The sequence below is a fragment of the Ruegeria sp. AP7 genome (assembly GCF_056539905.1).
Map to the genome: position 1 here is coordinate 146,521 of NZ_JBQFVT010000009.1, position 24,139 is coordinate 170,659.

Annotated in this window: 23 protein-coding genes; 10 read left to right on the plus strand and 13 right to left on the minus strand. The window is 55.3% G+C overall.

What is annotated here, in order from left to right; translation table 11 throughout:
• Positions 1-11 precede the first annotated feature (11 nt).
• A complete protein-coding gene (gntH, locus tag ACR0KN_RS16135) occupies positions 12-1,478 on the minus strand; it encodes a guanitoxin biosynthesis MBL fold metallo-hydrolase GntH (protein ID WP_480654965.1) in 1,467 nt (488 codons plus the stop codon).
• 10 nt (positions 1,479-1,488) lie between these two features.
• The gene (locus ACR0KN_RS16140) at positions 1,489-1,722 is read right to left on the minus strand and encodes a hypothetical protein (RefSeq protein WP_480654967.1); all 234 of its coding nucleotides are present in this window, start codon (positions 1,720-1,722) and stop codon (positions 1,489-1,491) included.
• Between the two features lie 99 nt (positions 1,723-1,821).
• On the opposite strand from ACR0KN_RS16140, the gene ACR0KN_RS16145 reads away from it, so the two are divergent.
• Entirely contained in the window at positions 1,822-3,156 is a 1,335-nt protein-coding gene (locus ACR0KN_RS16145; RefSeq protein ID WP_480654969.1) for a hypothetical protein, read from the plus strand.
• A 341-nt stretch (positions 3,157-3,497) separates the two neighbouring features.
• On the opposite strand, the gene ACR0KN_RS16150 is transcribed toward ACR0KN_RS16145, so the two are convergent.
• From ACR0KN_RS16150 to ACR0KN_RS16175, 6 genes are all read right to left on the minus strand, one after another.
• Positions 3,498-4,694, minus strand: a complete 1,197-nt coding sequence (locus tag ACR0KN_RS16150) for an NnrS family protein (RefSeq protein ID WP_170542204.1) — start codon at positions 4,692-4,694, stop codon at positions 3,498-3,500.
• Between the two features lie 24 nt (positions 4,695-4,718).
• Complete coding sequence (gene ubiV, locus ACR0KN_RS16155; RefSeq protein WP_480458477.1) at positions 4,719-5,630, minus strand: ubiquinone anaerobic biosynthesis protein UbiV; 912 nt, start codon at positions 5,628-5,630, stop codon at positions 4,719-4,721.
• A gap of 5 nt (positions 5,631-5,635) precedes the next feature.
• Positions 5,636-6,634, minus strand: coding sequence for a ubiquinone anaerobic biosynthesis protein UbiU (ubiU, locus tag ACR0KN_RS16160; protein WP_480654972.1), 999 nt, complete (start codon positions 6,632-6,634; stop codon positions 5,636-5,638).
• A gap of 17 nt (positions 6,635-6,651) precedes the next feature.
• Positions 6,652-7,161, minus strand: coding sequence for a ubiquinone anaerobic biosynthesis accessory factor UbiT (gene ubiT, locus ACR0KN_RS16165; RefSeq protein ID WP_170416036.1), 510 nt, complete (start codon positions 7,159-7,161; stop codon positions 6,652-6,654).
• 197 nt (positions 7,162-7,358) lie between these two features.
• On the minus strand, positions 7,359-7,835 hold the full coding sequence (locus ACR0KN_RS16170; RefSeq protein WP_170416038.1) for a hemerythrin domain-containing protein: 477 nt from the start codon (positions 7,833-7,835) through the stop codon (positions 7,359-7,361).
• The gene (locus ACR0KN_RS16175) at positions 7,836-8,372 is read right to left on the minus strand and encodes a DUF2478 domain-containing protein (protein ID WP_480654974.1); all 537 of its coding nucleotides are present in this window, start codon (positions 8,370-8,372) and stop codon (positions 7,836-7,838) included. It abuts the gene before it with no gap.
• A gap of 212 nt (positions 8,373-8,584) precedes the next feature.
• Between ACR0KN_RS16175 and ACR0KN_RS16180 the strand changes: the two genes are divergently transcribed.
• Positions 8,585-8,998, plus strand: coding sequence for an Rrf2 family transcriptional regulator (locus tag ACR0KN_RS16180; protein ID WP_480654976.1), 414 nt, complete (start codon positions 8,585-8,587; stop codon positions 8,996-8,998).
• A gap of 694 nt (positions 8,999-9,692) precedes the next feature.
• On the plus strand, positions 9,693-9,947 hold the full coding sequence (locus ACR0KN_RS16185) for a DUF6455 family protein (protein WP_170542191.1): 255 nt from the start codon (positions 9,693-9,695) through the stop codon (positions 9,945-9,947).
• Between the two features lie 493 nt (positions 9,948-10,440).
• On the opposite strand, the gene ACR0KN_RS16190 is transcribed toward ACR0KN_RS16185, so the two are convergent.
• A complete protein-coding gene (locus ACR0KN_RS16190) occupies positions 10,441-11,622 on the minus strand; it encodes a phytanoyl-CoA dioxygenase family protein (protein WP_170542190.1) in 1,182 nt (393 codons plus the stop codon).
• Positions 11,623-11,701: 79 nt separating this feature from the next.
• Between ACR0KN_RS16190 and ACR0KN_RS16195 the strand changes: the two genes are divergently transcribed.
• The gene (locus ACR0KN_RS16195; RefSeq protein ID WP_170542189.1) at positions 11,702-12,721 is read left to right on the plus strand and encodes a LacI family DNA-binding transcriptional regulator; all 1,020 of its coding nucleotides are present in this window, start codon (positions 11,702-11,704) and stop codon (positions 12,719-12,721) included.
• Positions 12,722-13,114: 393 nt separating this feature from the next.
• Here the strand turns inward: ACR0KN_RS16195 and ACR0KN_RS16200 are convergent, their stop codons facing one another.
• A complete protein-coding gene (locus ACR0KN_RS16200) occupies positions 13,115-13,999 on the minus strand; it encodes an amino acid ABC transporter substrate-binding protein (RefSeq protein WP_480458444.1) in 885 nt (294 codons plus the stop codon).
• A 469-nt stretch (positions 14,000-14,468) separates the two neighbouring features.
• Between ACR0KN_RS16200 and ACR0KN_RS16205 the strand changes: the two genes are divergently transcribed.
• From ACR0KN_RS16205 to ACR0KN_RS16215, 3 genes are all read left to right on the plus strand, one after another.
• Positions 14,469-15,032, plus strand: coding sequence for a thioredoxin family protein (locus ACR0KN_RS16205; RefSeq protein WP_480654979.1), 564 nt, complete (start codon positions 14,469-14,471; stop codon positions 15,030-15,032).
• 174 nt (positions 15,033-15,206) lie between these two features.
• Complete coding sequence (locus tag ACR0KN_RS16210; protein ID WP_480654981.1) at positions 15,207-16,439, plus strand: alpha/beta hydrolase; 1,233 nt, start codon at positions 15,207-15,209, stop codon at positions 16,437-16,439.
• 45 nt (positions 16,440-16,484) lie between these two features.
• Positions 16,485-16,970 (plus strand): hypothetical protein, encoded by a 486-nt coding sequence (locus ACR0KN_RS16215; RefSeq protein ID WP_480654983.1) that lies wholly within the window; start codon positions 16,485-16,487, stop codon positions 16,968-16,970.
• 179 nt (positions 16,971-17,149) lie between these two features.
• On the opposite strand, the gene ACR0KN_RS16220 is transcribed toward ACR0KN_RS16215, so the two are convergent.
• The 3 genes from ACR0KN_RS16220 to ACR0KN_RS16230 form a co-directional block, all read right to left on the minus strand.
• Positions 17,150-17,782 (minus strand): tyrosine-type recombinase/integrase, encoded by a 633-nt coding sequence (locus ACR0KN_RS16220; RefSeq protein ID WP_170542186.1) that lies wholly within the window; start codon positions 17,780-17,782, stop codon positions 17,150-17,152.
• Between the two features lie 104 nt (positions 17,783-17,886).
• Positions 17,887-19,050, minus strand: a complete 1,164-nt coding sequence (locus ACR0KN_RS16225; RefSeq protein WP_170542185.1) for a site-specific integrase — start codon at positions 19,048-19,050, stop codon at positions 17,887-17,889.
• Positions 19,051-19,760: 710 nt separating this feature from the next.
• Positions 19,761-20,774 carry a helix-turn-helix transcriptional regulator gene (locus ACR0KN_RS16230; RefSeq protein WP_480654986.1) on the minus strand — a complete coding sequence of 338 codons (1,014 nt, stop codon included), beginning with the start codon at positions 20,772-20,774 and terminating at the stop codon, positions 19,761-19,763.
• A gap of 112 nt (positions 20,775-20,886) precedes the next feature.
• Here ACR0KN_RS16230 and ACR0KN_RS16235 point away from each other — a divergent pair, with 112 nt between their 5' ends.
• The 3 genes from ACR0KN_RS16235 to ACR0KN_RS16245 are packed head-to-tail and all read left to right on the plus strand — an operon-like array spanning position 20,887 to position 24,130.
• Entirely contained in the window at positions 20,887-21,960 is a 1,074-nt protein-coding gene (locus tag ACR0KN_RS16235) for an alpha/beta hydrolase (protein ID WP_480654988.1), read from the plus strand.
• A 51-nt stretch (positions 21,961-22,011) separates the two neighbouring features.
• A complete protein-coding gene (locus tag ACR0KN_RS16240; RefSeq protein WP_480654990.1) occupies positions 22,012-22,812 on the plus strand; it encodes an efflux RND transporter periplasmic adaptor subunit in 801 nt (266 codons plus the stop codon).
• A 55-nt stretch (positions 22,813-22,867) separates the two neighbouring features.
• Positions 22,868-24,130 carry an MFS transporter gene (locus ACR0KN_RS16245; protein ID WP_480654992.1) on the plus strand — a complete coding sequence of 421 codons (1,263 nt, stop codon included), beginning with the start codon at positions 22,868-22,870 and terminating at the stop codon, positions 24,128-24,130.
• The last annotated feature ends 9 nt before the right edge of the window (positions 24,131-24,139 follow it).

The window sequence follows — 24,139 nt, forward strand, 5'->3', positions numbered from 1 at the left end:
TCAATCTCTCCTCAGTCTTCATCGCGCGAGCCGATTACATCCGAAACTTTGATGGTAAAGTCCTGCGGCCAGTCCCCGCCGGGCGCTCGGAAAACGTCGGTTGGGTAGTACTCACGTGGATCAATCTCCATATCTCGATATTTCTGATCTTGCTGATCTGCTCGAGTGAGCCTCGGGTTCGGTAGTGTGACTTCATCAGGAAGTTCAATACGCCCGGCCTCGGCTGCTGCAGCCAGTTCGCGAAATGGTGGGACAGTACCGGATTTTCCGGGTAATGCGGCTTTCCGATACCAGATCGCATCCTTGGTCACGTTTACAACGGCTACATCGAGACCCCATTGGAACAGACCGTCATAGTGGGCGCGAATTCCAGCCAGCATTTCAGCGTCGATGTCTTCGTCTTGAGTATAGTGCGTCACCATTCCCAAACGCGGCCTTGCGTCAGCAAAGAGCTTACCCACGGCATAGTGAGAGGTATGGTGCGTATCGATTGTGTAATTGAACAGATCCTGTGGGATACCGTATTTGTAGGTCATCAGCTGACCAACATCCTGTCCCGACATTTCTGTTACAAAGACATCAACACCTTCGCCGTATTTCCGCGAAAGCTCGTCTGGTCGGCCATCGCCTGTCCATACAAAGCTCAGACCATTCCAATCCAGCCGATACCCAACTGCGCCATCCTTGGCGTGGCTGCGCGGCCAGGACCGAACAGTCACACCGTCTTGGTCGTAAACGACGCCGCCTTCTTGTCGGAAATCGAACTCGTTGACCTCGATCTCATAGCCGTCACCAATTGGGAACACGTCGAATGCTTCAAGGTGCCATTTGAGCATCTGCTGCATGCCTTTGACCATCCCGGCTGTTCCAAGCTCGGGTGTCCGACCAGAGGGACCGTGAATGCGCAGCGGCGTGTACCCTCCTGACCAAGCCCGGAACGGGTAGATGTAAGGGATGTCGGCATAGTGGTCGACATGTAGGTGAGAGATGAAGATGTCGTTGATCAGCTGCCCCGGCACCTGCATGGCAATGATGTTACGGACACACCCGGATCCAAAGTCGAAGAAGAACCGTTTTCCATTTCCCAACTCTACCATGATACAAGTACCCGCCTGATCTTCACGCGGCGGATAGGGCGTTGAACCACAGAATGAGATGCGCATCTCATCTGGACCCAACTCCTCGCTAAGTGGGAAATAATTCGCGTTAGAACCCGTCATGTATTTCGTCGGGCGGAAGTACTCTGGCAAAGAGATGCCGCCTGCGGGCCGACCACCGTATGGGTTCTTTAGCGTTTCTCCCAGTGGGCCGTCTCCTTCGTGGGCCTCGGCACTCCCAGCCGCAAACCCAGCTGCCCCCGTTGCGGCTGCTCCAGTGGCTAAACCCTTCAGAACATTCCGTCGCGAGGGGTCTTCAATTTGGTCTGTCGCTTGAACCTGTTTGTTCTCCAGGTCTTTCCCATTGTCTTCCTTGGTCATGGATAGGTCCTCAGTTAGGAGTGTTACGAAGGTTGCGCTTCACCATCCGGCGAAGCTCGTTCACGAGTTCGGATCTGATGTGGTCCCATTCCGCGCGCTCTGAGGCTGTGATCGATGTGTCATCCAACAGCGTAGTAACTTTCTTTAGGTCGTCGATTGCCTCGCTGAGTAACGCATCCGTTTCGGTACGCCCTGAAAGCGCATCGGAAAGATCTGTAAGCTCGTCACTCAGTTCCCAAGTCACTGGATAATCCCCGGTTCCCACTATCTATTCTGACATCAAGATGAGTGCGGTTGACGACATGCGCCAAGTGAGTCACCGTGAGTTGGGGGTGAGTTTGCTTTGAACCAAGCCAATGAATTGCCGATAGATCAAGATGTTGCACCGCCATCGCCGGAGCTTGTCCGACAGGCACTTCAGAGCGTTGTGTCCAGCGTCGCGTTCCAGGCTTCGCCTCGACTTCAGCAGTTCCTTACTTACGTGGTCGAAGAGACTCTTGCCGGTCGCGGTGCTCAGATTCGTGGCAAAGCAATCGCGGTTGAAGTCTACGGTCGGAGCATTGATGGCACCGGTGGCCGAAACCTTGTCCGCGTCGAAGCCAGACGGCTGCGGCGACTGCTACATGAGTTTTATGAAGATCAATGGGACGGTCAGGGAGTTCGCATTTTTGTTGATTCCGGCGGATACAAGCCACGGTTTTCGCAAGGCAGGACGACAGGAAGCGACAACTCAAATGCTCAGGACAGCGACCTGCTTGGCGGGCATCGACGTCTGGTCCAGCTGCTGCCAATTGGGCTGGGTTGCCTAGTGTTGATTGCGGTGACAGGCTTTTGGTTCACGCGGGATAACAAGGCGGTTTTGCCCACAACTCAATCCATCGAACAGGCTGAGCGAACTGCGCTTGGCGAGCAATCTTTGACACGGCTTCAGGCGGCTAATCTTGCGGATCAAGCCCGAGGCATGTTTTTTCCGGTTTTTGACGTCAAACGCCAGCAAATAGCACTGGGAATGTTTCAGCATGCCGCGGAGCTCGACCCTGCACTCTCGGACGGTTATGCCGGATCGGCACAGGTCCTGGCGACTTTGGCCATGCTGTCCCCTGATGAGGCACAAAGAGATGACCTCTTTAGCCAAGCTTCCGAGATGTCGAGAAAAGCGCTTCATCTATCTCCTACTGATGCGTGGGCAAACGGTGCAAATGGTTGGGTGTTGGCCACCCAAAACAATCCAGTCGAGGCTATGAAATACGCAAGGCTATCGGTCGAGCTTGCGCCGAATGATGGTCATATTCTGGATCTTGTCGGCATCACTGCCATCATGGCGGGCGCCCCAGATCTTGCCGCTGAGGTTAGCGATCCAGAAAGACTCCGGTCAGGTTCGGGCCGCTTTGGCGCACGAAACATTTGGGGTGTATCGCAACTGATGCTCGAAAATTACGAAGGCGTTGTGGACGCCTTTAAAGGAGCGCCCGCAGCCGGTGCGCCTGTAAGTGCTCCTTCTCTCCTGTTCCAAGCCGTTGCGCAGGATCAGTTGGGACATACCGAAGAAGCTCAGCGACTTATTTCCGAAATGCGCAAAACGTGGCCGGAGTTTCCATCTGAGTTTCTCGCCGGCAGGATTTTCCAAAATGATGACGCAACGCGGCAAGCGATACTGGATACTCTAATCAGATATTGATGAAACGCGTCGCATGTTTGTCGACGCAAAGTCTGCTTTCCGCGGATTGCTGTCATTGGGGCAACGCGCAGCACCGGCCAAAGTGGGCTCGATGCAGCCATTCGCGGATTTCACCTGAATGCCTGCTTTGCGGACATAGCTGCCTTTTGCCAGTGCTGCTAATGCTGACGCAGAAACTACTCGCGGGCGCAGCACTTTGATCGCTGCTTCGCGGCAGATGTCGCCAGACCGGTCATTCGTTTGCGCTGTTTTGACAGGAAACGAAACCGTACTTTCGCCACAGATCGGTCAGACAAGCAAGACGCGCAACAAAGACGAAGCCGCTCGTGCGGCAGAGGCACCTATTGATAACGCTTCGCGATGATCTGACAGCCGAGATTTTGAAAGTCGACATCGGGTTGGCGACCGGTAGGCCGTTTCGGACCACTGAATACAGGCCGGGGTGTCGGGCGGAACAGGGCCGCGCCGTGCCGCATCAGAAAAGAAGCCCAGACAATGCACCAGACCAGGGGCACGGTGGAGTGCCCTATCGTATCGACCGAGACGAATACACGCAGAAATGCAGCCATCCACAAAAGCGCGAATCCGACCTTATCGATCATGACCGTTCGCAGTCGATCAGCGCGACAAGCCACAGCGCGCGAGGCCACGGCATAGATCGAACATGCCATTGCGCCAGCGGTAAGCGAATGCAGAGCGGCGCCGCCTAGCATTAGCGAAACATGCGCTTTGCTGAGTGCCACTAGAAAGAGCCCCAAAGGCAACCAAAAGTAGGCCAGATTCAGCATACGCAGCAAACCGTCTTCGAATGTATCTTTGGACAACCAGAGCGACAGTCGAACTGCTTCGGCTGTAGCCGCAACTGCCAGACTTGCGCAAACCCATTCGGATGTGGCCCCAAGCGTTTCCAGCAAGAGCGCGACGAGGATGGCTATGACAGAAGGGTAACCGCAAAGCCGCGCCAACCTGAAGCGTCGCTCGCGAGGCGGGATGCAACTCAGCCTGTTCCAGGTGAAACCCGCAATCATACGGCCGCCCACGATCGACAGCAGGGCCGCAAAGCCCAGAACTGGGATGAACGGCATGTTCCCGCCCCGCAGCACGGCGATCTGCACGCCGGTCATCGTCATCGCAAACAGTGCAAATACCACGCCTTTGGTGGACGGGGATCGCAAGGCCGCGCGCGCAAGGGTCAGCGCCACAAAGCCCATAAAAGCTGCAGTTCCCGCTGTGACCAGAGCAGGATCGGTACCAAGTGCACCTACTGCGGTCAAACGGGCCAGGAGCCAAAGCGCCACCAAGAGAACCACAGCTCGGCGAGACATACGAGCACCATTGGACCAGCTTGGCATCGCGGTCAGCGCGTAGCCCGCAAACATGGCTGCGGCGAAGCCAAACACCATCTCATGCCCGTGCCAGGCCCACCGATTGCCAAACGGCGAATACGTCAGGTCAATCCCTGTGTCCCAGCCAACCAGGCCAACCCCGACAATTGCCCAGGTCGCTCCAGCCAGAAACATGGGCCGATATGGTGCCACTATTGGATTATTCCCGCTGCGCGGTCACACCGGATTGGCATTGGCGATGCGGCGATACCCGGCCTCTCCGTGGAAGAAGCCGTTGCTGAACGGAGCCCCGCCGCAGATCTCATGCAACACTGCTTCTGCCTCAGGCAGATCGATTCTGCGCTCCAGTGCGCGCCGGTAGACCTGCGTGACGGCCACCATATCCACCGCCTGCGGCATCAAACGCAAATGGGTGACGCCGTCGCGAGCCAGCCGCGCCATTTCCGGCATTAGGTTAAGATAGCTTTCAGACTGGGTCTGGATGCCGTTCACCCGGAGGATCGGCTGGTCTTCGCGGGTGGTCAGCGGCATCCCGTCAGCATCCTCTTCACAGACGAACTGGCAATTGTCCTTGGTGCGGCCATGCGCGCGCGCATGGTAGCAGCGCGCCGAAACGGCCAGCGAGGCTCGGCCGAAAACCTGTACTTCGACGCCAAGTCCCAGGTCGCGGGCAGCCCGCGTCGCAGCGGCAATGGCGGGGGCGGGCAGCTCGGTCGGTAGGACAACATGGGTCGCCCCCTGATCGGTCATCCATTTGATCGTGGCCTCGTTATAGGCATTCATGAAGGGCCCGATGCGATGGGGGCGTTTGCCGCGTGCGTAAAGCCCTGCCGCATTGTTGATCTCGATTTCGGGCGCATCCATCGCGGCCATATCCTCTGTTGCCTTACGCTCGCGCTTCAGCATCACTTCGGCAAGCGAGGACAAGATTACCCGTTTGCCCGCGCGTTCCAGCCGCTCAATGATTGTCGGTAGTTCAGCCTCCTGGAAAGGCGCACGCTTGGAGCAGATCACCTCACCCAGATACACCTCGTCGATGGGAGCCTCGTCCGCGATGCGGGCATAGAAATCGCGCCGCCGCTCGGCGGACCAGTGATAGGCAATCGGACCCAGTGTCAGTTTTGTCATGTTCGTCACCGCCATTTCTTTGTCTCAAAGGCGCCTTGTGTCTGTTTCTGACCCTCGGTCAATGCGACGAGGTCGGCGATGTTCGCCTCTCGCCCTGCGCGGATGTCATCCACCGCCGCGCGAAAGGCTTTTACAACGTTACGCACATAGCTTTTCGACCGCTGCCGCCCTTCGATCTTGAAGGCATGAACACCCGCCTCGATCAGCTCGGGCAACAGCCGCGAAAGGTTGAGGCTGATGGGTTCCTCAAAGGCGTAGTAACCCTCGGGTCGGTGCGGCGCGGAATATCTGCCCTTGCAGATCGTGGGATAGCCCGCCTTTTCGTCCGGACCGAAACAGTCGATCGTAAATCCGGCAAGTTGCGAGGACATCGACCCGTCATCGTGGCGGACATATTCAACGTCCGAGGCTGGCGAACAGACGCCATCCATGTTGGTCGATTGCCCGGTCAGGTAGTTGGTCAGGCTGCACCGTCCTTCCACCATCAGCCCGTGGTTTCCGAAGATGAAGGTTTCGATCTCGCAGGGGATTTCCTTGCGGATCTGGCGGATCTCGGGGATCGTCAGGATGCGCGGCAGGACCACGCGTTTCACCCCGAAATTCTCACAATAGTAGCGGATGGCCTCGGGGCTGGAGGCGGCAGCCTGCACAGACAGATGTAGCCGGATGCCGGGATGTGTGCGGGCGATGTAGTCGGCGACGCCCATATCGGCAACGATGAATGCGTCGACGCCAAACCGTGCACCGGTATCGGCGGCCTGCCGCCAAAGGTCGACCTTACCAGCAGGCGGATAGGTGTTGAGCGCAAGCAGAACCTTGGTGCCCTTCTCATGGGCATAGGCGACAGATGCGGCCAACTCATCCGGTGTGAAATTCAGGCCCGGAAAGTTGCGGGCGTTGGTGGCGTCCTGGAAGCCGCAATAGACGGCGTCGGCGCCAGCATCGACGGCGGTACGCAAGGCAGCGGGCGTGCCAGCAGGGCAGATCAGTTCGGCAAGGCTCATGATTGGCCTGTATCCTTTCAGGTTGTCGGGTATGAACGGCGCAGTCGCGCCAGGATCGCGCGGCCCGGTGCGCCGAACATGTCGGCGGTTTCTTCGGCGATGGAGCCGTCGACATCGTCAAGCGCGTTTCTCAGTCGTACTACAGCTTCGGTATCGCCGGTCACCTCGAGATCACGCGAGAAGAAGGCCGCATCACCATCCTCTTCTGAATCGATTAGTTCCAGCAACAGCATGAATCGGCCACGGATTGCCGCCCCGGCAACGGGCGCTATATCGCGCGGCACGGCGCGGAAGATCAGCGCTTGCGGATCAGGGCGTAGATGCAGCGAAAAAGGCAGCTCAATTGGGTCGATGATGTAATCTGTTGTCTGATGCGGTCCAAGTCGGGCAAAGAGCGACGGGTGGCGTTCCGCAACGCGCCGCACGATCCGCGACAGGATCGGCTGTACAATTGCAGCCGACAGCCGCGCTACCGAGCGCTGTCCCAGTAAGCGCGGGCGATGAATGGGGTCGGTGTTGGCGGTCATTTCTCAGGTCTCTCTTGCTGTGCACAGGTCGGTTTTTGGCTAGGTCAAGACCATCGGGCTGTGTTGGGGTTGCCAAAATTTGATCGGCAAGCTCGCTGTGGCAAGCGCAGTACAAATCGGCATTATGCGAGGTGTCGGCGTGGTGTGAGACATCGGTTGTTCAATTTCGGGCTACGAGGGAATTGTGGTCTTATCTCTCATGCTCTCATCTCGATGCGCGGAAAAAGCACTTCGTTTTCGAGATACATGTGCTCGTCGAGATCCTCGACCAGCTTGCCGAGCCCGACATAGAGGCGCCGCCAGCTTTGGCAGGCGTGGTGCGGAAGCCGGAAGCCGTGGGTGATCGCGGCGATGCGATTCAGCGCAGCCTCGTGACCGTCATGAGCCTCGCGTAGGCTTGGGACGGCACTGACTGCGCTGGCCGGGCGCTCGGTCTGCAATGCAGTAAATACAGTTTCTTCTTCGTCGCGCATGTGATCCTCGAGTTCTGCGAACATTACCTTCAGCGCATCGGTCAAACCGTGCGGTGTGTTTGGATCGGTCGCGTGGACTGTCTCGACTTTGTTGGCCAGCGCGATCAGCCCAGGCATCTCCCGCCGGTGAGTGTCATGGTAGCGGTTCCAGATGTGATTGATCAGCGCGACGGTCGGCATCTGAGTTGTCGGATCGTACATTCAGGCCTCCTCGGCAAGTGTAGTAGTGGGCTTGATTGCTGTTTGGCACCAGTCCAAAACTTCATTCTCTTCAGGTGTTAGCGTCGTCGCCATGCCACCCGCGAAATGTTCGAAGGCCGCCCGGTGCGCATCGGAAACGCCGATCAGAACCGGCACGTTGCGCGACAGGGCCTCGGCGATCAGTGCGCGAAATCCGCGCCCTTCCGCCTCGCTGACCCCGAACTTGTTCAGCACTACCAATTCGACCTCGCCCGCAATCAGCCGTGCGGTCGCCGTGGCGGCCGCCTTTTCAAGTGCTCCTGCATCCATCCGGCAAGATGTGGAACCAGTTCCAAGATCTTGCGTGATCCGGGCGTTCGGTCCATCAGGCAAAAGCCACAAGTTGCTGTTGCAATCAGAAGCCCCTCCCGATGGTTTTTGCTGGCGCAGGGCGCCACCAACCCGAACTCCGTCAGTCTGCAAACGTGCCACCACTGCAGAAAGTAACTGATCTGTAGCACCTCGACCCTCAGCCGAAACATTCGCCAACTGCTTCATCGCCCCGGCTCTTCCCAACCCGCTTCGGCAGCAGCAACCGTATTGCAAGGCCGCCACAATGTGTCGGTTTCCTTGTGAACAGAGGCGGCTAGATCATCCTTCAAGTCTGGTCCTCTCTGCCGTGTTTCAGCTGGGCAAAATCGAATTGGTATTTGATTTGCCGAATACTTCGCGTTAATACGCATTGCAAATACCAAATCGGGATCGCGACCTTGCGCCTCACTTCATTCACAGATTACGGGCTGCGCGTTTTGATGCGCTTGGCCGGAACACCTGACCGCGCCATGACTACCGTTGAGCTCGCCGCCGAATTCCAGGTTTCGCGCAACCACCTTGCCAAAGTGATCTCTGCCCTCGCCGGAGCAAGCTATATCGAGACCCGGCGCGGCGGTGGCGGCGGTGCCATGCTGGCCCGCCCACCAGAAAAGATACGGCTTGGCGACGTGATTGCCTTTCTCGAAACCGGCCAGGTATTGGTCGAGTGCTTTTCACCTGGCGGCGCTGCCTGCACCCTGACGCCGCACTGCCGTTTGAAGAACCGGTTGGCCCAGGCCGAAGCGTCCTTCATCGCTGACCTCAACCGCAGCACATTGGCCGATTGCGTCTATCACCCCAAAGCCGTCTGACCCTCCAGATCAGTGATCGTTGATAAGAGAACTTCCCTTGCCGTTCTGATTGGCTCTGATCAAACCCTCAGCACAGCCGCCTTCAAATTAACTGACAAAAACGGACTGATCACATCAGACTGATCGACCAAGAAACGTGATGACATGAAACTGAAGGAGTTATGCATAGGTGTCCGTGGACAGACTGTCGGGTTTTGCGTGGGCGCAGCGCCCTTTCGCCGGAAGTTGCTTGCATGGGCCTTGCACTGGGGCCGAATTCAGTGTGACCCGCCTCGCATCCCTTGGGGTCCGATGAATATCGGTATGCGCAGCTATACTTAGCCTTCGTTTCAGAGGGACTGTGGGTAGTTGGACTGGTGGCGCGACATACCGTCCAATCCTCCCTCCACGCCCGGACATCAGCATCGTGCCGACATCCGGGGTTCAATGGCCAGACGGATAGACGTTGTTGGTCGGCGCGGCTTTCATGCACTGCAGCGGCTGCATCAGGGTGGTTGGAGCCGATGACTAACCTCGATTAACTATCGAGTTCTCAATAGTGCTTTCAACAAACAAACAAACAAACGCTACTGTAATTACCTGATTTAAGCGGCTTGATGCAGATCAAGGTACGTGCACGAGTTTTGTGATTAGCGGAATTCACAGCCGAGGATTTCGCTCAACTATTCTCACAAAATTTTCGAAGGAGGCTACCGTGCCAGTTATCACAAATCAAATCTGTCATCCTGACCAGTTGCCGCGTATGGCCAACACGCTGAATGTGGACCTTGCACAGGCCATATTGAACAACAAGCTTGAGGTGTTCAGGCATCACGATATCGCGTTCAAGTGCGGCGAATGTCTTGAAAAAAGAGCTTGCAATGCTTGGCTCGACGCCCATCCCGACGGTGCGCAGGAAGCACCAGATTATTGTTTGAACAAAGTTCTGCTCGAAGAATTGCGGAGCTAATGGGCGCATTGAATGATGCGGCGACAGCCTAGCGTCGGTTGACTTGCTGCGCTTTGCGCGATTGGCTCCTTCTGCAGCCGCAGAGCGGCAAGCGAAACTGCGCTCCTGAAAAAGTTTCCGTACTCCGTGCGCGCGCAGCACTAAATCACAATGACCGCCATGGGCTCAAAGCCGTCATCCGACGGCATTAGCGATTAGACCGGTTTGTGGTTGCGAGCGGTCATTGGGGCGGTCCCGTTTCCACGGTAGACGTGGCCGTCACTCTGAGCACTATTTTAGGTATCAGCCAACCTAGCAGTGCTGCGGGTGAAACGCTAACCGAGATCGGCGTTATTGATCGATAAGCGCTCCTGTCTTTTAGTCGAGTGACCGACGGTAGTGCGTCTTGGTGGAGAAAACAGTGATCTTTGGCCCAATCTCCCAAGTTTGGCTAAATCTGGAGAGTTACCTCAACGAACGGCAGGTTAGGGGGCGGCCGCCAAGCCGCATATGCTTAGGCCATTCTTGCACTTTTCATCTGATCGAGCCGCTCGGCGAAGGCATGCTCCTCAATCCCCTCAACCAATGCGCGCCGAAAGAAGGCGGCTTGGGTTTCCGGTGCAAGACCGTTTGTCGGCGGATCGCGATCCAGGTTTGTCGGAAACGAGTACCCTTCGGCGGTCGCAGCGATTGCCGCAGACAACTCGGCGGCGCTGAGCCTGTTTGTTTGCTTGGCCTGAAGCGCGTGAGGGAAAAGCAGTTTGCACATTCTGTCCCGGTCGACTGTCTCCATTGCGCGACCAAAGGCCGATGACACCTGCAAAAGGTTGGCGAAGCGGTGAATGTCATGACTGATGTTGGCACCGGCCGCGTGAAACAAAGCGGGGGAGAAGAACACGGCATCTCCTTTGGCCAGCGGTAACTGCACATGGCGTTCTTCGAAAAGGGCCCGAAAGTCATCCCGGCGCCATGCTGCATAGCCCGGACGATATGCTTGCGAAAAGGGCAGCAGTTTGGTCGGGCCGCTCTCCAAAGGCATGTCGCAATGTGCGACAGCGCCCTGAAGCGTCAGAATTGGCGAGACGTCGTGGACGTGTGCAGGATAAGACGCGCTGACGTCGGAGGTTTGAAATCCCAGATGATAGTCGCGATGCGCCTGCTGAGCTGCGCCGCCGGGGTGCACGAGGTTTACCTGCGCCGTCATCTGATAATTCGGCCCCAGCCAAGCTTCGCAAACTGCCGCGACAGAAGTGTTTGCGAAGTAGTTCAGAAACGCCTCGGGCGAGGCTTCGCAGAGCTTTTGAAGCGAGTTCCATATCCGATCGTTCGCTCCCGACGCTGCGAAGTGATCGCCTGCGCCCCCAGTTCCCTGCTTCTCTTCCGCAATAATTCCTTTGTAGATGTGGGTTGCCTCATCCAGAGCTGCCGTATCGGCATAGGCTCCCTTTAAGGCCACGACCCCCGCACCGGAGCGCAGGACCTGTGCCCATTCCGCCATGATCCCTCTACGGGTCCGGTCATCTTCGAGAGCCGAACGAAGGTTTGCCATGTCGTAGATCGGGATGTTCTTTTCAATGGCGGCCGCAAGCGGCACCTGCTCGCTGCTTGTCGCTTGACCTATGAGTGCCTTGAACTCGCCCAGATCACAGGTATCCGGGTCGTAGTAGCCGATGGTGTTGTCGACAGTATCCTTCATGACGGCTCCTCCCTTGTCCCGAACAGGATACGGACGCGGGGATTGCTTTGGGCCCAGAAACGCATCAAAAACACATCAAATGACACACCGTTTTCCTATCAAAGAGATCGCGCGGCAGGCAGGTCTTGGAACCGCCACTGTCGATCGGGTTCTGAATGACCGGGCTCATGTGAGCCCGCAGACAAAGCTGCGTGTTACCGCCGCAATGGAAGAGTTGAAGGCCCAAGAGACCCAGCTTGCTGCTCGTGGAAGGCGATTGTTCTTCGACTTCGTCGTGGAGGCGCCGTCTCGCTTCAGCCGGGAGGTGAAGGCGGCCGCAGAGGCGATACTGCCTCAGATCAGAACGGCAGTTTGCCGTCCGCGATTTCTGCTGCAGGAGATCATGGAAGAGGACGAGGTCGTCGGGGCGCTGAAACGGATCATGAAGCGAGGTAGTCAGGGTGTGTGTCTTAAGGCGCGGGATACGGCACGGATTAGGGAAGCAGTGAAGACGCTGACCGCCGCAAAGATCCCGGTGGTCACGCTTGTCACCGATATCGGGGATACTGATCGTATTGCCTATGTCGGGTTAGACAACGCCGGTGCAGGACGCACAGCTGCCTACCTTATCTCCCGAATGCTCGGGGATGGGCCAGGAATGGTCTTAGCCACTCGCAGCCATGAACGCTTTCTGGGAGAAGAGCAGCGCGAGTACAGTTTTACTGAAACCTTGGCACGCGAGCGTCCTGATCTTCAGCTCCTTGCTGTCCAGGGCGGCAGTGGAGTGGACTTAGAAACATCAAGGCTCTTAATGAAGTCCGTAGACGACATTCAACATCTGCGCGCGGTCTATTCGATGGGAGGCGGCAACCTATCGATCCTGCGCACGCTAGAGCACAAAGGTTTGCGCCCCGATGTCTACGTGGCCCATGACCTTGATCGGGAAAACAGAGAGTTGATCCAGGACCGGCGCGTCGACTTCATCCTGCATCACGATCTGCAACTGGACGTACGGAACACGTTCAACACTTTCCTATCTTATCATGGGCTGTCCAGCGGGCTAGTGGAGGCACCGATCTCCACTGTCCAGGTGCTGACACCGGAGAATATACCGCGGTGAGGTCTGTCCAGTCAGGGGCGCACTTCAACCGGAAAGGCAGACATCACCGCTTTCATTGGCAACTTCTGCTCCGTCCGCATACCGGTCGTTTGCTGCAACTTGCTTGAATGTCCACTGAATTAGAAGCTTCCACAAATGTAAACTTGGTCGGCATATTTTCCATTGGCTTCTGGCCAATGTTGGCATGAAGACATTGATTCAACTGGGAAGCCAGCGAACCAAATGGCAGTTTCGAAAGGGAAGTCTTACGCCCTCTATGCAAAAGAACGACTTTGCGCTCCGGCGTCGATGCGGCGCTTGGTGGAAGTCTCCTGAACGACCGCTATCCGAGCCAACAAGTCTCAATCACTCAGGGCAATAGACACGCAACAAAACTGTTTGATGCAATGCGTCTCAAGGATTGGTAGGGGCGATAACGTAGAGAGCTTTCAATGCTTCGCTGGGCTCGATCCCTGGCAAAGCAATGCGAAAGATCTCCTCCATTTTGCCTTGAGCATACATTTCTGACAAAATGCGGTCCACAAGCAATCGAAAGTCATCATCACCCCTCGCAATGGCCAATCCTTGCTTTTCTATCGTCAGTATTTCCTGGGATAGTTTGAATTTGCCCTTTAGTCCCGCAGCAATGTAGTTGACCAACAAAATCGACTGATCTGCAAAATAGGCATCAATTTCACCGTCTCGAAGTGCTTTGATACCGTCTGGGTGTGAAGCAAATCGCACCATATCTGCGTCGATACCTGCAGCTTCAAATGAGTTCAGAACGGACGCTTCTGTTGTTGTGCTGCTTCTCATTCCAACCTTCTTTCCCGCGAGTGCACCCATGGTGCCCTCAGCCTCGATTGGCAACAATATGGACGTTCCATCGACATAAGTTGGGATTGAGAAATCAACAACTTCGCGTCGGGAAAGTGTAATCGTCGCGGCCCCGCAGAGCATATCCACCCCTCCGGAAGCAACTTTGTCGAAACGATCCTTAGAGTCGACCGGAATGAACTGAACATTCAAATCCTTCAATTCCAGTTTCTGCGCAATTACCTTCGCCACTTGATCGCAAATCAACGGTGACAGACCAAACGGGCGACCTTGGTCGTTAATGTAAGACAACGGAGCAGCATCTGTTCGAAAACCAAATCGGATTTCGTTGTTTTTTGTTATCCTGTCGATTGTTTGAGCAACCGCTCCAGTTGCGAAAAGAGCCGTTGCAATAAGTGCAGGTAGCAAGCGCATGGGTTGTCCTTTTTGTCCGGTTTCCATCCCATTGGATGCGAAAAACATCGCGTGCCGAGGTTAAAACACATTGAGGCAAAAAGCAGTTGGATTTTTGATGACCAGAGGCGCATGGCGGGGAAGAAAACCAAATCCTCGTGCTATAGGTTGCTAACGCAGTTTCTTAAATGCAAAGCCTTATTTGGCCGAGCTCATGTGCGCATGTCTAGGCTCTGGACCTATTAACAGGTCGGAGCGTCAACGGCCGCTTTGATCCAGAGCAGACACTGGTAGAAAACACGGCTAGGACCGGGTTGCGGACATTTCTGCCATTGTAGACGCAGCAAAGTATGCTAATTCTCGCAGCGCAAATCACTGAGCTAGTCGCGACCGGGTGGTGTTTTTTTCGCAAAGCGGTGGTCGCTGGATCAAAAGCAACTGACTTCGCTACGAAACCGCACCAACCCCTTTGATCCGAGTTTTTCTGACGACACTTTGATTAGAGTATTTGAGAATTTGTGCGCGACTGCGTGCAAAAATGGAGCTTGAAATGGCCGCTATTAGCCCCCCGGTTTGTGATTTTGGACTACCTGCGCCAGACTTCGTTTTGCCCGGCACGAATGGGAAAATGTATGGTCTTGCCGATTTAAAAGGCGTCAAAGGAACGTTGGTGATGTTCATTTGCAATCATTGCCCATACGTTTTGACGATACTGAATAAGATAATCCGTGACAGCTCAGACTTGATGGCTTTTGGTGTCGGTGTTGTCGCAATATGTTCGAACGATGCTGAAAAGTATCCAGCCGACAGTTTTGAGAACATGAAGCTTATGGCTTTAAAACATTCCTTTCCCTTCCATTATCTGCATGACGAGAGCCAGTCTGTTGCCAAAGCTTTTGGCGCCACATGCACTCCGGATTTCTTTGGCTATAATGCTGAGCTTGAATTACAATACCGGGGTCGCTTGGACGCAACGCGCATGACACCTGGACAGCAAGATCTTCCACGCGAATTATACGAAGCTATGAGGCAAGTCGCAGAGACTGATCAGGGTCCCAAAAAGCAAACGCAATCCATTGGCTGCTCAATCAAATGGAAATAGTACGAGTGATCGGGACCGTCGCTTTGAGCGGACGTTCACCGCTCTGTCTTCCGAGCCGTGAACTATGTTGCTCAAAGACAATCAATGCATCCTGGCTCTAAGTCTATCTGAATTGTGTCAAGATATTTAACATGCTAAAAACGCAATACTAAAATTTCTCTGGATCTTTGAAATTTGAAACATCCAAGCGAGAAGCGACTTTATGAGGGCGCAAGATTGGCGTTCTCAAGAGCGGTTAAGCCAGGGCTGCGGAACGCTCGACTTTTTCTAAGCGGCGTTGAAAAACTTCCCAACCCTACTTGGCAAACGTTTTTTTTAGCGATAATTGCCCTATTGCTCTTGTCTTGTTCAGCTCCGAAAAACCTCGTTGGCATTGGATTGAAGGCCCCGCTAGATATTGCGCAAGATGCCGGCCAACACCGCCTTTTTATAGCAACGACTAGAGTGCCGTCGAGCGTTTCTGGGGAATTTTACTCCGGCGAACGAAGCCAAACCCTTCACTTTGCGCAGGTGAAGGTTTCAGTGCCGCCGACACATGTGCCAGGCAAAATTGAAAGACCTAGGCAATTACCACCCGATCCGCAAAAACACTTCACAATCAATCAACCGGTTTCATTTAACACGGAAACGCAGTTTCAAAACGAGTTGACGGCACATTTGAAAAGTCGGCCTAAAGAAAGGCGCAACATTTTATTATTTGTCCACGGGTACAACACGAACTTGACATCGGCCATTCTTCAAGTGACGCAATTTGTCGAAGACACGGGGTACGATGGTGTTCCTATTCTTTTTTCATGGGCGTCTAGCGGCAAAACACTGAAATACGTCTACGACATAAACAGCGTACTTTCTGCGCGGGATCAATTGGTCAAACTGTTTTCGACTCTACAGCTTGCAAGTGTCGAAAGCTACGATGTTGTAGCACATTCTATGGGTTCTCTTCTGGTTATGGAGGCTGCTCGCCAGATTGTTATTACAACTGGTATAAACCCAACCGGGAAAGTTCGAAATGTTGTGCTAGCCGCTCCAGATATCGACCTCGATCTTTTTCTGTCACAACTTAGAAATTTTCCAGAAGGCGGATATAACATGATCATTCTTGTTTCATCAGACGACAAGGCATTGTTGGCAAGCCGCAGAGTGGCGGGGGGCGTATCTCGTATTGGTCAGCTTCCGGCCACTGAATTGAACAGACGTGGAATAATCGCCATCGATTTAAGTGATGTGGACGACGAGAGTTCTTATTCGCACGCCAAATACAAGGATTCTCCCGAAGTCGTTCGACTGCTTGGCGACGCTCTAAAGAATGGCGACAGTTTCTACTCGCGACCCAAGCTAACCATAGGACAGACAATTGGTGTAGGTGTCGATGGAACAATCAACGCCTTGACTCCCAATCTTAACTGACACCCACTTCACACATCTGATCTGACATAACAATCGGAGCGCTCAATGCCTTGTACGACAGGAAGGTTGCCAAGTTTTCTGAGAAATTCACTTAGCGTCTTTTTGATCTGTCTGTCGGCATCCACGAGTCAAGCGCTCGGTGCAGGTTGCCCGGAGAAGCCAGAACTGTCTGGGAGCGTTACTTTCACTGGTGAGACCAGATCTCTATTTATCGGTGTTCGTCAAGGCCAAGGAGTTTTAGAACTTAAAGAAGGGCAGGAATTTACGTTTTCTGCACGTGGCCTAAAATTTGGGGAAACTGGCACCCGTGATGGCACGATATCGGGAAATGTTTACGGCCTACAATCACCAGATGATTTCCCAGGCGTATATCAGGGGGTTGTCGGTGGTTTTCTTGCAATTGCAGGCGAAAGCGACATTGTGCTGGTGAACTCGAAATGCGTAACTATCGTGGCGCGTGTTTCTGCGGCTGGTTTGAATATGTCTTTGGAAGCGGATCAGGCCGTTTTTATCCAATTCACTGGCGATTGATTTTGTCTTACCGGGCCAACCTTTGTTTCCCGATATTTGATGTAGCTCCTTCGCCCGGACACTGTGTTGCCCCATTGGTAGTCTTGCCCGTCCGCATTGGGCTCAAAGCGGAAGATTAACGAGAGATTCCGAATGTCTGCTTGGGAGCGGCGAGCGGACGATCCCGCCCGCCTAAAAGGTTAAAGATCGATGCGTTCGGCAATACTAAGCGCGTCTTCAAGCTCGACGCCAAGGTAACGCACCGTACTGTCCACTTTGCTGTGACCGAGCAGAAGTTGAACGGCACGTAGGTTTCCGGTCTTTCTGTATATCAAAGCTGCTTTGGTGCGCCTAAGCGAATGCGTGCCGTAGCTGGACGGATCGAGACCAATCGCTGACACCCATTCCCGGACAAGCCTAGCGTATTGCCGGGTCGAAAGATGCGGCAAAGCATGCATACGACTTGGAAACAGATACCGTTGTCCATGCATATATTGAGAAGAGACCCATTGCGACACGACTTCACGTGTATTCTCCGTCACTTCAAATTGCACTGGCTTCGCAGTTTTACGTTGAACAACGGATACCCGATCGCGAACAGAATTGCCGACGGCGAGATCGTTAACCCTCAGGCGGACGAGATCGCACCCGCGCAACTTGCTATCGATGGCAAGATTGAACAATGCTAGGTCTCTCAGCTTGTTTGCAAGTTCGAGCCGAGCGCGAATGGCCCAGACTTGCTTTGGCTGCAATGGCCGCTTCTGTCCGACTAGTCTGCCTTTGTTCCAAGGCGGACGACGCGTTGTGACAACGGGAAGTAGAGATTTGGACATCTTATATCTCCGTCCATTCCCTTCCGTCCCAAACATCGACACTGTGCCGACAGCTGCAGTCTAATTGCCGCTCGCGTGTCTTCAGCACAGGAAATTCTCAGGTTTCAGGAACTTTCACCGCTGATCTTCTTACCCATCACATCCGCTGCCTGCCGCAACGGGTCATCTGCGAGATGCGCGTAGCGTTGCGTGGTAGACGGGTTCGTGTGTCCAAGCAATCGACCAACTATAGGCAGACTCAGACCGCTGGAAACGAGATGCGACGCATGCGTATGCCGATTGTCGTGGATACGGTAGTCTTGAAGGCCTGCTGATGTGGTGACCGAGCTCCAAAATTTCTTCAGATCTTTGTACGGTTGGTCCGGAGAGCGTCCCGGAAACAACCAGCGACTCTCAGGAGAATCCCCTGCGCTCATTGCCGCAAGCAAATCACAGGTTGCTGACGATATTGGCAGGTGCTCTCGTCGCTTTTGCTTTGTGTGGTGCGACGGCTTTGTCCAGACCGCTCGATCCAAATCGAAGTCTTCCCATTTTGCCGTCAGGACTTCGCCGATCCGTGCACCTGTCAGGAGTTGCAGTCGGATAGCGTTGGCTGCAACCTGATTCGGATGCTCTGACAGAGCCACCAACAGCCTTTGCAGCTCATCGTCCGACAGCCAGCGGTCCCGCTTTTCCTCGGGAAACTTTTCTATGCCGCGCGCCGGATTGTCAGAACGCTGACCCCAGCGCACAGACAGTTCAAACATTTTCGACATGAGGGCCAGAGTGCGATTGGCTTGATATGGAGTATCACGCATTTGATTGTGAAGCTTCTGAACATGCTGATGCGTCACTTCAATGACTTTAAGGTCACCAAGCTTGGGGAGAATGTATCGGTCCAGCATTGACCGATCATTCCGAACACTACCGGGACGTTTCTTTGGCTCCGCATGTGCGGTCATGTATTGCTCGGCAAGTAAGTTCACCGTTGGTGAATGCCTGAGCGTTTGAGCGTCCGCGACAGGGTCTCCGCCACGCACCACGTCAGCAAGAATCGCGCGTGCCATTTCGCGGGCGGCGCCCAATGACAAGGTCGGCCCATATCGCCCAAGTGTCTTGCGTTTCGACCGTCCGGTTTGTTTGTTGCGATATTGAACTACGAAGCTTTTGACACCGGTTGTTTTCACGCGGAGTCCAAAACCCGGCAGACCGTCATCCCAATAAATCGTGTCCCGGTTTGTTGCTGAAAGGCGATCGACACTTGATTTTGTTAATCTGACGTTGGGCATATTGGTCTCGGACGGATTGGGTAAGCACAAGGTAAGCAAAGTGCGGAGGGTTGGGAAGGGTCTTTAAGAAACCTCTGCACGCTAAAAATTCTGTTATTTAAGAGAATATACTGTTCAATCTAATTGGCTATAATGCTATCGAAAATGGGATAATAAGACTTTTAATCAGTGGGTCGCAGGTTCGAATCCTGCACGGCTCACCACTTTTTTAAATGAAAAACAACGTCTTACGACATCCGCGCCACTGCTTTTCAGATAGGCGCGTCCGGTATTAACGGACTATTCACGGACGACATTGATGCAACAGGTCAACATCATTTTGCCTGTCGCGTTCTCACGTATCAGCCTGAACTGCTTGAACCTACCTAGAATGCTCAGAGCGGCAAGACGCTTCAAGTGCGGGGGGGGGGGCGGGGATAAACCCCGCCGGTAGGAGTCCCGCTGATTGACGCACCTCCCCAGCCGCCCGACCGAGCGCAGACTGTTTCTCAAATTTGCCATCGTAGTGTTGGCTCACGCGCGCGTATGTAGGTTCGGGCATAATTTTGCATTTCCAATGAATTTTGCACTTCGGCGCAATCGCCTGGGGAACCAGAGCCATGGCAAAGCTCAGGTTAGTGGAAGTGGTATTCGCAGCACTGACGAGTGCGGCGGAAACTGAACCTTCGCTGCGCATTGCGCCAATGGCCGCTCAATTGAGGCCTTGCTACCTACGTACCGCTCAATTTGCGAAACTTAGATGGTGAAATTCCAAACCAGCTGGCAAATGTGCGGCGGAAGCTGTTGACCTCGCTGAACCCAAGATTGAAGGCAACCTCCGCGACAGAAAGGTCAGTGCCCGACAGCAGCGACCTGGCTCGATCTGTCTGTTCAGCCACACGGATCTCTTTGAAACTGGTGTTCTCCGCAGTGAGTTGCCGTTGCAGCTTGCGTACGCTGACACCCAATGTGGCCGCCACCGTTTCGATGTCGGCGTGCCCCATGGCGAGTTGCGCGCGCAAGGCGTTCCCAACCACCTCTTTGGTGGTTGAGGGCGTTTGCCGCGACCGCACATCGCGGATGCCTGCCAACGTCATCGCCAGCCTCTCGTCGGTTGTCCGCGGATTAGGGGTTTCGATTTCTGACAGAGGGATCGCAATGCTGGCGGCGGATCCCCCCACACGCACCTCTGCATTGTAGATGTACTGCAGCGCGGTTTCGGTGCCTCGGTGCACCTCTGGAATCTCCACCCAGCTCGGTCGCCAGCGGCGTCCACAGAACTCGCGCACCACAGACTGCAGCACAAACGGCAGGTCCTGATCGATCAAATTTGCCCCGGCGATTCCGCCGAGCATGGCATCAAACCCAAGCACAAAATGATCGCCAACCACGCGGGTGCGCAAAACTGACCCCCGTTGCAGGAACGGCAGGATTTTTTCAGCCCGCGCCAGAGCCACATCCAGTTTCGGCGCGCCGAGCACATAGTCTGCGTAGGCCCCAAAGGAGGCGTAGCGGAAGTCTTGCGTGATATAGGCACCGATGTGTTTTTCGGAGATCTTCAGGCTGGCGGCTTGCATGAACCGCGCCTGAAGCCGATAGGGGAGGAACACCGTCGGGTCTTCCATTACCGCTCGTGACAGTCCGGCTTCTTTCAGGGCATGTTCGGACACCCGCGGCGATGCAATTTGGTCAAGCCCTTGTAGCGCGGGGCGAAACGCCAAGGTGCTTTGCAAAACCGTGTCCATGACGGACAGTTTGTCGTGAAATGATCACTTTTGGAAGTGGCGTGGCCTCCCCCCACAAATTACCTTCAGTTTAGCAAAACGAATGACCCAAACTGAAAATTGGAGACCAAACATGAAACGCCGTTCCGTCCTGAAAGTTGTTCTGACAAGCGCACTGATTGCGGCTCTTTCGGTGCCTGCGGTCGCCACCGCAGACAGCTTAAAGCCCGTGGTTGAAGGTCTGCCAATGGCGGCGCGGACCGCACCGGTTCCTGCGGGCGTGTCCCCGGAATTGGCCGGGCTCATCGAAAGCCGTCAAGTTGGTACGCATGCCGAAACGCCATCCTCCACCGAGCAATGGCTTACGTTGCAAGCTGAGTTTGACGCCGCTTCCCTGCAAGGGGTCGCACGTTTGCTTGAGATGACCGGCGCTCAATTCGCCATCGAGAACGTGGCGGGGGTGACCACCTACCGTGTCACGCCAACCACCATTGATCCCCGGTGGGCGGACACCGTTTTTGTGCATGTGCACGGCGGGGCCTTTGTTTTTAATGGTGGTGAGGCCGCCATGGCCGAAGCGATCTGGATGGCGCATGGTTTGGGTGTTGAGGTGGTGTCCGTCGATTATCGCCGCCCACCGCTGCATCCGTTTCCTGCCGCAACAGATGATGTGATCGCCGTGTGGCAGCAAGTTATCAAGGACCATGATCCAGCCAAAGTTGCGATGTTTGGCACCTCTGCGGGGGGCAACCTGGTGTTGTCAACGGTTTTACAACTGCGCGACATGGGCACCCCTTTACCTGGAGCCATTATGGCCGGCACGCCCGCTGTGGATCTGGCGCAGACGTCGGATAGCTGGATCACGTTGCAGGGTCTTGATCCGCTTGGTGCCCGCGAGGGTGTGATTGAAGGCACGTTTGACATTTATGGGGACGGTATCGACCGCACCGATCCGCGACTGTCCCCGATCTACGCCAATCTGGACAACCTGCCGCCGACGGTTCTTCTGACCGGCACACGCGACCTGTTGCTGAGCGACACGGTGCGCATGCACCGCGCCCTGCGCGCCGCCGGAGTTGCCGCCGATCTACATGTCTACGACGGCCAGTCACACGGCGACTACATGGCAGGTTTCTTCGTAAACGCGCCAGAGACTCATGACGCTTGGCGTGAGCTCAACACCTTCTTTGACCTGCATCTGGAGTGACCAACAATGACCGTTTTTGCAAAACTCCCGCTTCTGTTGTTGGGTCTTCTGATGACACACAGTGCCCATGCAGAGCCTGTTAAAGACTTCACCAACATGCTCGCCGCAGAGACATTTGCCGGACGGATAGAGGCCAGTGAGAGCGCCCTGGTGGCCAATTCGGTGCGCGGCATCCTTGCGGCGGTGCATTTCAAGCCGGGCGATACGGTTGAGAAAGGCCAATTGCTGTTTGAAATTGCGGCCCCCGCTTACGAACAAAAGCTCGCCGCCAGCCGGGCGGTCGAAAACCGTCGTGAGGCCGAATTGGCAACAGCGGAGGCCGAGGCGCAACGGCAGGCGAAACTTGGCACGCGCGGTGCGGTTTCCGAACAGGCCGTTCAAGACGCTATGGACCGGCTGATACTCGCCAAGGTGGCGTTGCAAGAGGCGCAGGCGCACCGTGCATTGGCAGAGCTTGAGCTGGCTTCGACACAGATCAGGGCGCCGATTTCGGGGCAAATTGGGCTCGCCCACAAACAGGTGGGCACCTATCTGGACACAGAAAACGGTCAAGCGCTGGCGCAGATTGTGCACACAGACACGGTTCGCGTTGTGTACGGAATGCCGTACAAATCCCTGATCGCGCTGGACCAGTCGACGCCAGAGGGCCTGAGTGCTCTGATGGAGCGCTTTCAGGTCGACTTGCATTTGCCAGGTGACATTCAGCCACTGGCGCAGGGTGGCCGCGTGCTTTTTGCTGAAAGCGTGCTGGCCGCGAACGAAACCCTGCGCATCTGGGCGGAAATTCCAAATCTTGAGCGCGGCCTTATTCCCGGCTTGAACGTCGAAGTCAAAGTCAACTTTCCAAACTAAAGCAGGTCGCGCGTCAGGCGCGGCCCACTTTTTCTCTCTTTCCTGGAGCAGTTCCATGGCCCGGTTCAGCGATCAAATCCACACCCTGAAATACCTGTTTGTCGCGGTCGCGGCGATACAGCTGGTGACTGCGGCATCGGGCACCATCGTCGCGCTCTATTTTGCCCAAACCGGCGCGTCTCAGGAAATCGCCGCGCTGGCGCCCGCTGCTTACTCGTTGGGATTCCTGATTGGCTGTTTCTACATTGCAGGGTGGATCACCAGCATTGGACATATTCGTGCATTTTCTGCGGCGGCGGCCATATGCACCGCTGCCGCCCTGCTGTTTTCCGTGACTGAAAACGAGCCCACGCTGCTAATCGTGCGCCTGATGACCGGCGTTGCAACCGCGGGCCTATTTGCCATCGGTGACGCCTGGATCAGCGAAACCGTCGACGAAAAATCGCGGGGCCGATTGCTTGCCGTGTTTGCCATTATCCTCGGGTTGATGTCGGTTCTCAGTCAGGTTCTCGTCATCGTTACACCCGACGACCTGAACCAGTCTTTTGTGCTGATGTCCTTGCTCTACTGTCTGGCTATTGTGGTGATCGCCGCCACGCCCAGTACGCCGCCCGAGGGCAAAGAACGGGCAAATGTGCGTTTCAAGGCGCTGTTTCAAGACGCGCCGACTGCCGCCCTCGGCGCGCTCACCGTTGGTATCGTGTCCACCGTGTTCATGAATGTTGTGCCGTATCGGGCGGCTGTCATTGGCATTGATGCCGCGGATGTGGCCATTGGCATCGCTGCGATTTACGTCGGGCGTATCCTGTTTCTTTATCCGCTTGGATTTGTGTCAGACCGCATGGATCGGCGCTGCGTCATTGTAGTGACGGCGACAGTCGCAACCGGCGCCCTTGCGGCCTTCGCCACTTTCGCCACTGGCGACGGTGCGCGCCACTCCGCCATCGTGGGCACGCCACTATACATTGCAATGCTCGCCGGATTGATCCTGCTGGGCGGATCGATGCTCACCCTCTACTCGCTGCTTTTGGCTCACGCGATGGACCGCACTGTGCCCGTCTATGTCGCGTCCAGCGCTGTCACAATGCTGTTTGTCTTCACCATCGGCGGCATTGCAGGCCCACTCATGACCAGCGCGCTTTCGGCGGTGTTTGGCGATGCAGCCATGGGCTGGATGCTTGTACTTGCGATGGCCGTCTTCGCGGGCTTCACCGCTTTCAGGATCAAAACAGTGGCCCCGGCTGCCAGAGCGGAACAAACCCACTTTAAGGCGACCGAAACCACCAGCCTCAAATCCGTCCCCACCCAGAAACGGTAAGGTAGGAGA

Bases quoted from the DNA above. Each gene is read 5' to 3' on its own strand.
- gntH (WP_480654965.1), bottom strand. From the start codon at position 1,478: ATGACCAAGGAAGACAATGGGAAAGACCTGGAGAACAAACAGGTTCAA.
- ubiV (WP_480458477.1), bottom strand. From the start codon at position 5,630: ATGACAAAACTGACACTGGGTCCGATTGCCTATCACTGGTCCGCCGAG.
- ubiU (WP_480654972.1), bottom strand. From the start codon at position 6,634: ATGAGCCTTGCCGAACTGATCTGCCCTGCTGGCACGCCCGCTGCCTTG.
- ubiT (WP_170416036.1), bottom strand. From the start codon at position 7,161: ATGACCGCCAACACCGACCCCATTCATCGCCCGCGCTTACTGGGACAG.
- ACR0KN_RS16170 (WP_170416038.1), bottom strand. From the start codon at position 7,835: ATGTACGATCCGACAACTCAGATGCCGACCGTCGCGCTGATCAATCAC.
- ACR0KN_RS16175 (WP_480654974.1), bottom strand. From the start codon at position 8,372: ATGAAGCAGTTGGCGAATGTTTCGGCTGAGGGTCGAGGTGCTACAGAT.
- ACR0KN_RS16190 (WP_170542190.1), bottom strand. From the start codon at position 11,622: ATGAAGGATACTGTCGACAACACCATCGGCTACTACGACCCGGATACC.
- ACR0KN_RS16195 (WP_170542189.1), top strand. From the start codon at position 11,702: ATGACACACCGTTTTCCTATCAAAGAGATCGCGCGGCAGGCAGGTCTT.
- ACR0KN_RS16200 (WP_480458444.1), bottom strand. From the start codon at position 13,999: ATGTTTTTCGCATCCAATGGGATGGAAACCGGACAAAAAGGACAACCC.
- ACR0KN_RS16205 (WP_480654979.1), top strand. From the start codon at position 14,469: ATGGAGCTTGAAATGGCCGCTATTAGCCCCCCGGTTTGTGATTTTGGA.
- ACR0KN_RS16215 (WP_480654983.1), top strand. From the start codon at position 16,485: ATGCCTTGTACGACAGGAAGGTTGCCAAGTTTTCTGAGAAATTCACTT.
- ACR0KN_RS16220 (WP_170542186.1), bottom strand. From the start codon at position 17,782: ATGTCCAAATCTCTACTTCCCGTTGTCACAACGCGTCGTCCGCCTTGG.
- ACR0KN_RS16225 (WP_170542185.1), bottom strand. From the start codon at position 19,050: ATGCCCAACGTCAGATTAACAAAATCAAGTGTCGATCGCCTTTCAGCA.
- ACR0KN_RS16230 (WP_480654986.1), bottom strand. From the start codon at position 20,774: ATGGACACGGTTTTGCAAAGCACCTTGGCGTTTCGCCCCGCGCTACAA.
- ACR0KN_RS16235 (WP_480654988.1), top strand. From the start codon at position 20,887: ATGAAACGCCGTTCCGTCCTGAAAGTTGTTCTGACAAGCGCACTGATT.
- ACR0KN_RS16240 (WP_480654990.1), top strand. From the start codon at position 22,012: ATGACACACAGTGCCCATGCAGAGCCTGTTAAAGACTTCACCAACATG.
- ACR0KN_RS16245 (WP_480654992.1), top strand. From the start codon at position 22,868: ATGGCCCGGTTCAGCGATCAAATCCACACCCTGAAATACCTGTTTGTC.